Annotated in this window: 8 protein-coding genes; 7 read left to right on the forward strand and 1 reads right to left on the reverse strand. The window is 40.4% G+C overall.

Translation table 11 applies throughout. From position 1 onward, the window contains the following. On the forward strand, positions 1 to 966 hold a 966-nt coding region (locus tag V7147_RS21705; protein ID WP_335369890.1), incomplete at its 5' end, for a DUF4145 domain-containing protein. Between the two features lie 105 nt (positions 967 to 1,071). On the opposite strand, the gene V7147_RS21710 is transcribed toward V7147_RS21705, so the two are convergent. After that, complete coding sequence (locus V7147_RS21710) at positions 1,072 to 2,370, reverse strand: MFS transporter (protein ID WP_335369891.1); 1,299 nt, start codon at positions 2,368 to 2,370, stop codon at positions 1,072 to 1,074. A 534-nt stretch (positions 2,371 to 2,904) separates the two neighbouring features. On the opposite strand from V7147_RS21710, the gene V7147_RS21715 reads away from it, so the two are divergent. The 6 genes from V7147_RS21715 to V7147_RS21740 form a co-directional block, all read left to right on the forward strand. Then, positions 2,905 to 4,866 carry an acetoacetate--CoA ligase gene (locus V7147_RS21715; protein WP_335369892.1) on the forward strand — a complete coding sequence of 654 codons (1,962 nt, stop codon included), beginning with the start codon at positions 2,905 to 2,907 and terminating at the stop codon, positions 4,864 to 4,866. Beyond that, positions 4,863 to 6,035 (forward strand): thiolase family protein, encoded by a 1,173-nt coding sequence (locus tag V7147_RS21720; protein ID WP_335369893.1) that lies wholly within the window; start codon positions 4,863 to 4,865, stop codon positions 6,033 to 6,035. The genes V7147_RS21715 and V7147_RS21720 overlap by 4 nt, the downstream gene beginning before the upstream one ends. Next, on the forward strand, positions 6,032 to 6,451 hold the full coding sequence (locus tag V7147_RS21725) for a Zn-ribbon domain-containing OB-fold protein (protein ID WP_335369894.1): 420 nt from the start codon (positions 6,032 to 6,034) through the stop codon (positions 6,449 to 6,451). The genes V7147_RS21720 and V7147_RS21725 overlap by 4 nt, the downstream gene beginning before the upstream one ends. Before the next feature lie 6 nt (positions 6,452 to 6,457). Further along, positions 6,458 to 7,597: an acetyl-CoA C-acyltransferase gene (locus V7147_RS21730; protein ID WP_335369895.1), complete on the forward strand. Its 1,140-nt coding sequence runs from the start codon at positions 6,458 to 6,460 to the stop codon at positions 7,595 to 7,597. 25 nt (positions 7,598 to 7,622) lie between these two features. After that, positions 7,623 to 8,075 (forward strand): MaoC family dehydratase, encoded by a 453-nt coding sequence (locus V7147_RS21735; protein WP_335369896.1) that lies wholly within the window; start codon positions 7,623 to 7,625, stop codon positions 8,073 to 8,075. Next, positions 8,068 to 9,237: MFS transporter (locus V7147_RS21740; RefSeq protein ID WP_335369897.1), on the forward strand; the 1,170-nt coding region annotated here is incomplete at its 3' end. The genes V7147_RS21735 and V7147_RS21740, both read left to right, overlap by 8 nt.

The following is a 9,237-nucleotide window of genomic DNA, read 5'->3' on the forward strand; positions in this document are numbered from 1 at the left end:
CTTCAACAAGTGATGGGATTTGAAAAAATGAAGGAAGATCCACGTATAACTTTAAAGGAAAGAATGACAATCTTGGAACAAGAGGGGATCCTAACAACAGAAGTAACAGATGCCCTTCATTTAGTTCGTCAACTAGGCAACCAAGCCTCACATGATAAACGGAAATTTCGATTTTCCGAAGCACTTATATCTTGGGAAGCAATCTACAAAATTGTCAGATGGTATGTCGAAGTGTATACCCAATTATCTATCGTGGTTCCGGAATATCAAGATCCAACCACGCCGAAGGAAGCACCTTATGATATCACTGAATTAGAGCTTCGTTTGAAATCACTGGAGAAATTATTACTTGCTTCGATGAAAAAGGAGACGGAGGGTAAAAAAGCTCAGGAAGAGGTTGCTGTTACAACAGCTATCACTCCAGAAACAAATGTGGAGCCGGGCTACACAACCATTCGTACGGTTGAATTTAGAGGAGAAACTCTTGAAATTCCTTATTTTCTTCGCGATGCCTTCTTATTGCCACAACGTTTTGAGAAGTCCGAGACCTTTTTAATTAGACTAGGTGCAGAGCAGCAGGCACGGATCATGAGCGAATTGCCTAGTAATCTTGAAGACTTGCACAAGCAGGTGAAACGATTTAACGAAAACAATGACAAGCAATTATTCGAAGAACTAAAAAACTTCATCGAAGAGGAAAAAAACCGTAGAAAGATAACCCTAGAAAGACCGGGAGAACTCTTTTTATTTTATAGATCAGATTACATCATCTTAACGGATGCACTTAAAAATATTCCACTTACCAAAGAAGAATTTACTGGTATACCGAGCCTCATCAGGCAATTAAATGAGGACGGAATCCATACCGTCGGACAACTTCCCAAGGAACTTGTCATTCTAGGAAAATACAAAAATGTTGGCGTTACGAATGTAGGGAGATTGTTTGAGCAGTTGAAGGGGGAGTAGGGTAGTGCAGCCTGATACTGAAACCCATTTAATATTTTTTGGGAGGACTAGAGAATTATCCATTCCCTAGTCCGAACATTAACATACTAGTTTTTTCGGGTTAATTTACGATAGAGAATCACGGAAAGTTTCGCGAGCAATAATAGTCGATATAATACTTAATATTCCAAGTACACTTAAATAAACCGCGATTGGCCAGCTTTGACCATCGAATTTCGCAAGTAAATAAGTAGCAATAAGGGGGGAGAATCCACCTGCAATGATAGCGCCTACTTGGTAACCAATTGATGCACCACTAAGGCGTACCTTTGTACCAAAAAGTTCAGAGAAATATACAGCTTGAGGCCCATAAACAGCATCATGTAAAATATTCAATCCGATAATAATTCCAATGGTTATTAATAATATCGAACCTGTATTCATCATCCAGAAAAATGGAAATACAAACAGGGTTGAAGCGATAGTACCAAACAAGTAAACTGGTTTTCGACCTATCTTATCAGATAAATGCGACCAAAGAGGAAGAGTGGCTAATCCAATAACGGAGGAGATCATTACTGCGTTTAATCCAACAGAATTATCAAGTTTTAGTGTGGTTGCAATATAACTTAGGACAAATACTGTATAGATATAAAATACAGCATTTTGTAATAGCTTCATGCCAATAGTTAGGAATAAAGGCTTTTTCTGTTCTCTTAGTACAGTTTGAACAGGATTTTTTTCTTGTTGATTATTCTTTGCTACTTCTAGGAATGCTGGTGATTCGCTCACCTTTAATCGAACATAAAGTCCTATAACGACCAATAAAGCACTCAATAAAAATGGAATACGCCAACCCCAAACCAAAAATGACTCATTAGACATGCTATTGGATACTATTGAAAACGCAAGGGTTGATAAAAGTAGTCCGGCAGGTACCCCCATTTGAGGAAAGCTTCCAAAAAGTCCTCTTTTATTTGGTGGAGCGTGTTCCACAGACATTACAACTGCTGAACCCCACTCTCCTCCAACTGCAAATCCCTGAACAATTCGTAATAGACTAATTAATAGCGGAGCTAATAAGCCAACTGAATTATATGTTGGAAGCACCCCCATTAAGGTGGTGGCTACCCCCATCAGCAAGAGAGAAATGGTAAGCATTTTTTTTCGTCCGACTTTGTCTCCAAAATGCCCAAATATCATACTTCCAATTGGACGAGCGATAAACCCCGCAGCGTAAGAGCCAAATGCAGCCATAGTTCCAACTAAGGGATCTAGATTTGGGAAAAAAAGTAATGGGAAGACTAGGGCGGCCGCAGTTCCATAAAGATAAAAGTCGTACCATTCAATAGTAGTACCCATGAAGCTAGCCCATGCTACTTTTTTTTGTTCCTGAGAAAGACCGTTATTTTTTTTCGTTAGCATTCATTTACCTCCTTGTGTTTTTTATTGGTCAGGAAAACTCATTCTTACAAAAGTCAAGAGTACTTTGTTGCTAATTTAGAAATTTAAGATATTCTTTTTAAAAAAAAGGTAACTCATACATTATTTCTCTTTATAGAAGAGGCCTCCATTGCAAAATTAATACTGAGAACTTGTATAGAGTTACTCTTCCATTTTGATCATTTATTCTCCCTCCTTTAATGTGTATAAATTAAAATCTTTTATTAAATCATTCAATTTAATGATTGATTAATTTATATGTCAGTGAATTTCAAAGATTCCAACTTTTTAACAAGACAAAAATTCATACAAAAAATAGCCTTCGAAAACCACCCTATTGTCAATAGCTATAGACAGATTATTAAAAACCTTCTGAATAAAACTTCCTTAACTTTAGCATAATTTGATAGTTCCCATAATAATGTAATATCACAACTATTCAATTGAGTTATTTAATACTAAGTGATACAGAAGATCTGCTTCTTATGAATTTGGAATTTAACAAGGAGGTACTTGATGATTTTAGAAAATGTGAAAATTGAACCTACTATACTTTGGGAGCCTAGTGAGGAATGGATTAGCAACGCGAATATCACCGCATTTGCGAAGCGGGTAGGGATGTGGCCTATTCAGTATGAGCGTTTTCACAAGTGGTCGTACGCATATCCTACCGAATTTTGGTCAGCGATTTGGGACTATACAGACATAATTGGAGAAAAAGGTAATGACATTCTAATTCCGCCTGATGACAGACAGATGCTAGGAACGAAATGGTTTCCCCAGTCAAAACTCAATTTTTCTGAAAATCTATTACGTGGAGATGGAAAACGTCAGGCAATCATTGAGGCAACGGAAGATGGGGTTACACGCGCATTAACAATGGAACAGCTTCGTACCAATGTTGCAAAAGCACAAGCAGGCTTACGTTCACTTGGTGTTTCGAAAGGGGACAGAGTTGCTGGGATTGTCACGAATGGAATTGAAGGGCTCGTTGGTTTGCTAGCAACTGCATCAATAGGAGCTATTTGGACTACATGTTCACCTGATTTTGGTGCTCAAGGAATTGTGGATCGCATTGGTCAGGTAAAGCCAAAGGTACTTATTGCTTCATTAAGCTATCAATATAACGGTAAAAAATTTGATCTTAATGAAAAGATTCAAGAAGTGTTAGTAAGAATGGAAGGAATCTCTACTATTGTAACACTAGAAGCTGCTCAATTTTTGCCTGAAGATAAGAATGTAAATGTTATCACTTGGGGTGAGTTAACTCTTAATGATGCAAAAGTGCCACATTTTGAGCGAGTTGAGTTTGATTCACCCTTATACATTCTTTATTCATCTGGTACAACCGGACTACCAAAAGCAATTGTCCATTCTGTAGGCGGTTCGTTACTGAAGCATGTTACTGAACATCAATTGCATTGTGATGTGAAGCCAGGGGATGTTATGTTTTGGTATACGAATAGTGCTTGGATGATGTACCATTGGTTGGTTTCTGGTCTTGCGAGCGAGGCAACCCTCTTACTCTATGACGGTGCGGCCGTACTAAAGGATGATCTAGGATTTCTTTGGAAGATCGCAGAAAGAGTGGGAATAAATCATTTTGGATTAAGTCCAAAGTTGCTAGACATCATGATGAAGAATTCCTATAGTATTGAAAACTTACATGATATGAGCCACATCCGCGGGGTGTATTCTGCCGGTGCGCCTGTTTCACCTGAACACTTTGAATGGGTTTATCAAAATATTAAAGAAGATATGTTGTTTGCATCTTGTTCTGGAGGTACTGAAATATTAGGGTGTTTTGTAATGGGATCTCCGATTCATCCAGTTCGGAAGGGAGAAATTACATGCAAAACGCTTGGGATGGCAGTTGATGTTTTGGACGAACGAGGCGCATCTGTTCTTCATCAAAAAGGAAATTTAGTATGTACTGAACCTTTCCCAAGCATGCCGATCACCTTCTGGGGTGAGGGTGGGGATCAACGATATTTTGATACGTATTTTGCGGAACGAGAGGGCATATGGGTTCATGGTGATTTAGCTGAACAAACGATTGATGAAACGGTCATTATTTATGGCCGTACGGATACAACACTAAAGCCTGGTGGTGTACGCATAGGCACTGCGGAAATTTATCGTGTTATCGACCAATTCTCTGAAATTAAAGATTCAATTGTGTTTGGAATGAAGGTTGATGGTGATGAAGAGGTTGTCTTATGTCTAGTAATGAATGAAGAGATGAAATTAGAGTTCGCTAAACAACTTCGTTATGATATACGAATGAAAGCTTCCCCAAGACATATACCAAAACGAATTTTTCAAGTAAAAGAAATCCCATATACTTTAAATGGCAAAAAAGTTGAAGGGGCGGTTCGTTCCGTCGTCGAAGGCATGCCAGTTAAAAATAAAGGCTCAATCATTAATCCACATTGTTTAGCTGAATATGAAAATTTATCTATGAGGGAATTTTTATGATTTTAAAAAAACGTGAACCATTGGCAGCGGTTGTGGGAATTGGCGAATTGAAACCTGTAAGGTACACAGAAGGAAAGACCACTTTAGGGATGATTGCTGAAGTAGTGAAAAAGGCTGTTGAAGATGCTGGACTTGAAAAAGATGCAATCGATGGTCTGTTAGTTGGACCGCAGGTAGGTGAGACACCTCAGCATGTTCCAGCAACTGTTACTGAATATTTAGGAATTAAGGTGAAAATGGGTAATGTCGTTGACCTTGGTGGTGCATCAGGTGCTGGAATGCTTTGGCGAGCTGCAGCAGCCATTCGTATGGGCATGTGTGAAGCAGTCGTCTGCGTGCTTGCAAATACAAATGAAAGAGTGAAAACAGGTCCAAGATCACCAAATAGAAATCCCATTCGAGAATTCGATGTTCCATTCGGCGCTTCTGGTGCAAATACGTCCTATGCATTATTAAAACAGCGTCATATGGCAGAGTATAGCTCGACCCAGGAACAATTTGCACAAATTGCCTACTGGGCCCGCCATAATGCGCAAAACAATCCGGAAGCCATTTTTTATGGAAAGCCAGCATCTGTGAAAGATGTTTTGAATTCACCTTTGATTGCAGATCCGCTTCATTTATTTGAAATTGTTATGCCGGTTGCTGGTGGCGCTGCGTTTGTAGTGACTTCTGTAGAAGCAGCAAAAAAAATTCCAAAACCAGCCGTTTACTTATTTGGGGCTGGTGAAAAATTAACGCATCGTGCCGTCAGCCAGTCACCGCCACTAGCGGATTCTCCTTTTAAATATGCGATCGCTTATGCGCTTGAACAAGCAAAGGTTGATATACAGGAAATGGACTTACTGTCTTTATATGATTGCTATACAAGCGTTGTAGCGAACCAAATTGAAAATGCAGGGCTTTGTAAGCCTGGACAATTTGGTGAGTGGATGAAGGATCAGTCGTTTGATCATAATGGTGATTTTCCATTAAACACACATGGTGGACAGCTTGGTTTCGGTCAGGCGGATTTAGCAGGAGGGATGTCACATATTATTGAAGCGGTTCGTCAGCTAAGACATGAGGCATATGGGCGTCAAATCCCAAATGCGCGGCTTGCATTAGTGACAGGAAACGGTGCCACCATGAGTGAAATAACGGCATTAGTATTGGGGGCGGGATCATGACAGTAGTTTATGAAAGCTTATTAGTCCCAGGTCCAACAGTAACACCCATTTCAGAGCCATTTTGGAACGCAGTTGCAAGAAAGGAACTCATATTGCAAAAATGCTCAGACTGTAAGGAGTTTGTATTTTACCCTCGCTCGCATTGCCCATCCTGTTGGAGTGGAAATCTCACCTGGGAAAAGGCATCTAAGAGAGGACGATTAAAGACCTGGTCAATCGTGCACACACCAGGACATCCTGGTTGGAAGATAGCAACTCCGTTTATTGTTGGATTAGTAGAGTTACAGGAAGGTCCGACAATGCTTAGTCATTTGTTAATTGATGATCGAAATAAACTAGCAATTGGCTTACCACTACAAGTTCACTTTCAAAGATGTGGTGCCCATTGGTTACCTTTTTTCAAAAATGAGGGGTGATGTTTGGTGAAAAAAGCGGTATTGCTTGATGGCTGTCGAACTCCAATTGGTCGATTTATGGGGGCTTTATCAGCAAAAACAGCGGTAGACCTTGGTGGAATCGTTGTTACAAAGCTTCTTGAACGTGTGCCTGAGATAAAAGTCAATGAGGTCATCATGTCTCAGGTCATACAAGCGGGGCAAGGACAAAATCCAGCCCGACAAGTGTCTGTAAAGTCGGGCTTAGATTTAACAATCCCTGCGATCACATTAAATAGTGTCTGTATTGCAGGGTTAGCGACAGTAGTCGATGCTGCGCGAAGAATTGAGAGAGGGGAAGGGGAGACCTACATTGTCGGCGGTTTTGAGTCGATGACAAATGCCCCCCATACATCTGTGATTCGAAATCAGAAAAAGATGGGGAATGTCTCCCTTTACGATACATTGAATGATGGTCTTTGGTGCTCACTTTCAGATCGATCAATGCTTGAGATTGCAGAAAAATCAAATGCTGAGTTGAACATTACAAGAGAAGAACAGGACCGGTACGCCGAAATTTCCCAAATACGTGCGACAAATGCGCAGGAAAAAGGAATTTTTTCAGACGAAATTGTTGCAGTTGAAAATTTTTTACAAAAAGACGAAGGAGTACGACCGGGAACATCGTTTGAAAAATTAGCCAAACTGAGACCAATCGAAGTAGGGGGCACAATCACAGCTGGTAACGCAAGCCAAATGTCAGATGGCGCAAGTGCTGGCATTGTATCAACCTTAGAAAACTCTGAAAAACTTGGAGTCAAACCGCTTGCAACAATAATCGATTGGGCAACGGTGTCAGGTCCTGATACTTCGTTACATCTTCAGCCAGCTAATGCGATTCAAGCATTGCTCAATCGCACGGGATTAAAGATTTCGGATATCGATATATTTGAAATCAACGAGGCCTTTGCAGGAGTGGTAATTGCAAGTCAAAGGAATTTAGGTATCCCGTTTGATGTGGTTAATGTCAATGGTGGTGCCATCTCAGTAGGGCATCCGCTTGGTGGTAGTGGCTTTCGTCTTCTGCTTACATTAGCGTATGAATTAAAACGCCGTGGTGGAGGAAAAGGAATTGCAACTCTCTGTGGTGGCGGAGGTCAAGGAACAGCTATACTGATCGAAGTTTAACAATTCTTCAGGAGGAGTGTTTGAAATGAGCGAAGCGAAAAACATGAATGGATGGACGAAATGCCGTTTTGATCAACCTAAAGCAGGAGACTACTCGGAAATTGTTAAGGAAATTAGTTTAGCAGATATTGAACTTTTTAGTGCAATGACAGGTGACAGAAATCCGCTTCATACCGACAAAAAGGCCGCAGAAGCTTCACGATTTGGAGGGTTGATTGTACAAGGTGGTGTAACAACTGGTATTTTAAATGCCATTGTTGCAGAAAATCTGCCAGGACCAGGGTCTGTTTTTTTAACAGTACAATGGGATTTTAAAAAGCCAGTCTATGTCGGTGATACCGTCACGGGAATAGTTGAGATTCTTGAAGTTCGTGATGATAAGCCAATTTGTAAAATCAAAACGACTGTACGAAATCAGGACGATGAAATATGCCTAGAGGGTACGGCGGTCACGTATACTGCTGCATTGGATGAATAGGAGCGAATCTGAAACTTTAGAATATGGAAAAAAACACACAAACAAGTTAGTTTTGTTATCACTTGCTATGCTTGGCACAATGACAACTTGGTTTTCGATGACGGCAGTGTTACCAACTATAATGGAGTTATGGGACTTAAGCAAAAACGAGGTAAGCTATATCACCATCATGGTCAATTTAGGGTTTATTATTGGCTCTTTGGTCTCGGCATTTATGAATCTACCAGATCGCATCAAGCCACATATTTTATTCTTTTGGTCAGGGGTACTAGCGGGAGTCTCGACCATATTAATAGCTGTATTCGCAAATAGCTTGTTGGTTGTATTGACTTTTCGTTTTGTCACGGGAATTGCCTTGTCCGGTGTATACGGACCAGGTCTGAAGCTTGTATCCACTTGGTTTCGACTCAGGCGTGGGATGGCATTAGGGGTAGTCGTGGGTGCACTCACACTTGGCTCCGCTGCCCCCCATATATTCAAAGGAATTGGTATTTCTTCATGGGAGCTGGTTTTAACGATAACGGGTTTGAGTTCAATTTTATCCGGAATCTTCATGCTTTTTGTCAAGGTTGGTCCCTTTTCATTGCCAACTGGAGCCTTTGATCCAAAAGCCATTCCCCGTGCTTTTAAAAATCAAAAGGTACGCCTTGCAAACTTTGGTTATTTTGGCCATATGTGGGAGCTATACGCAATGTGGACCTGGTTTGGATTATTTTTAGCCGAGAGTTTTAAAACAAGCGGGTTAAGCACTTTTTCAACGCTGGCTTCAATTATAACATTTGTAGTGATTGGTTCCGGACTTTTTGGTGCTTGGTTTGGCGGTGTTTTCGCTGATCGAATTGGCCATGAAAAAGTGACACTTTGGTCATTAGGTATTTCCGGAACAATTACTCTAACAATTGGATTTTTCTTCGGTAGTCCGCCATGGGTTATTGCCATTTTAGGTATCATCTGGGGAGTAAGTATTATCGCTGACTCAGCTCAATTCTCGGTGCTCATCACTGAGTATGCCGACCAGCGTTATGTGGGATCAACTTTAACAGTTCAATTAGCTATTGGATATGTCCTTACAATTATTGTTATCTTTCTTGTACCATTTATTGAATCGATTATTGGTTGGAAATATACATTTTTGATCCTTTTACCCGGACCGATACTAGGG

Source organism: Bacillus sp. JJ1521 (assembly GCF_036965165.1).
Taxonomy (GTDB): domain Bacteria; phylum Bacillota; class Bacilli; order Bacillales; family Bacillaceae_L; genus Ferdinandcohnia.

What these genes read in the sequence shown, in the direction of transcription:
- V7147_RS21710 (WP_335369891.1), bottom strand. Translation starts at nt 2,370, where the DNA reads ATGCTAACGAAAAAAAATAACGGTCTTTCTCAGGAACAAAAAAAAGTA.
- V7147_RS21715 (WP_335369892.1), top strand. Translation starts at nt 2,905, where the DNA reads ATGATTTTAGAAAATGTGAAAATTGAACCTACTATACTTTGGGAGCCT.
- V7147_RS21720 (WP_335369893.1), top strand. Translation starts at nt 4,863, where the DNA reads ATGATTTTAAAAAAACGTGAACCATTGGCAGCGGTTGTGGGAATTGGC.
- V7147_RS21725 (WP_335369894.1), top strand. Translation starts at nt 6,032, where the DNA reads ATGACAGTAGTTTATGAAAGCTTATTAGTCCCAGGTCCAACAGTAACA.
- V7147_RS21735 (WP_335369896.1), top strand. Translation starts at nt 7,623, where the DNA reads ATGAGCGAAGCGAAAAACATGAATGGATGGACGAAATGCCGTTTTGAT.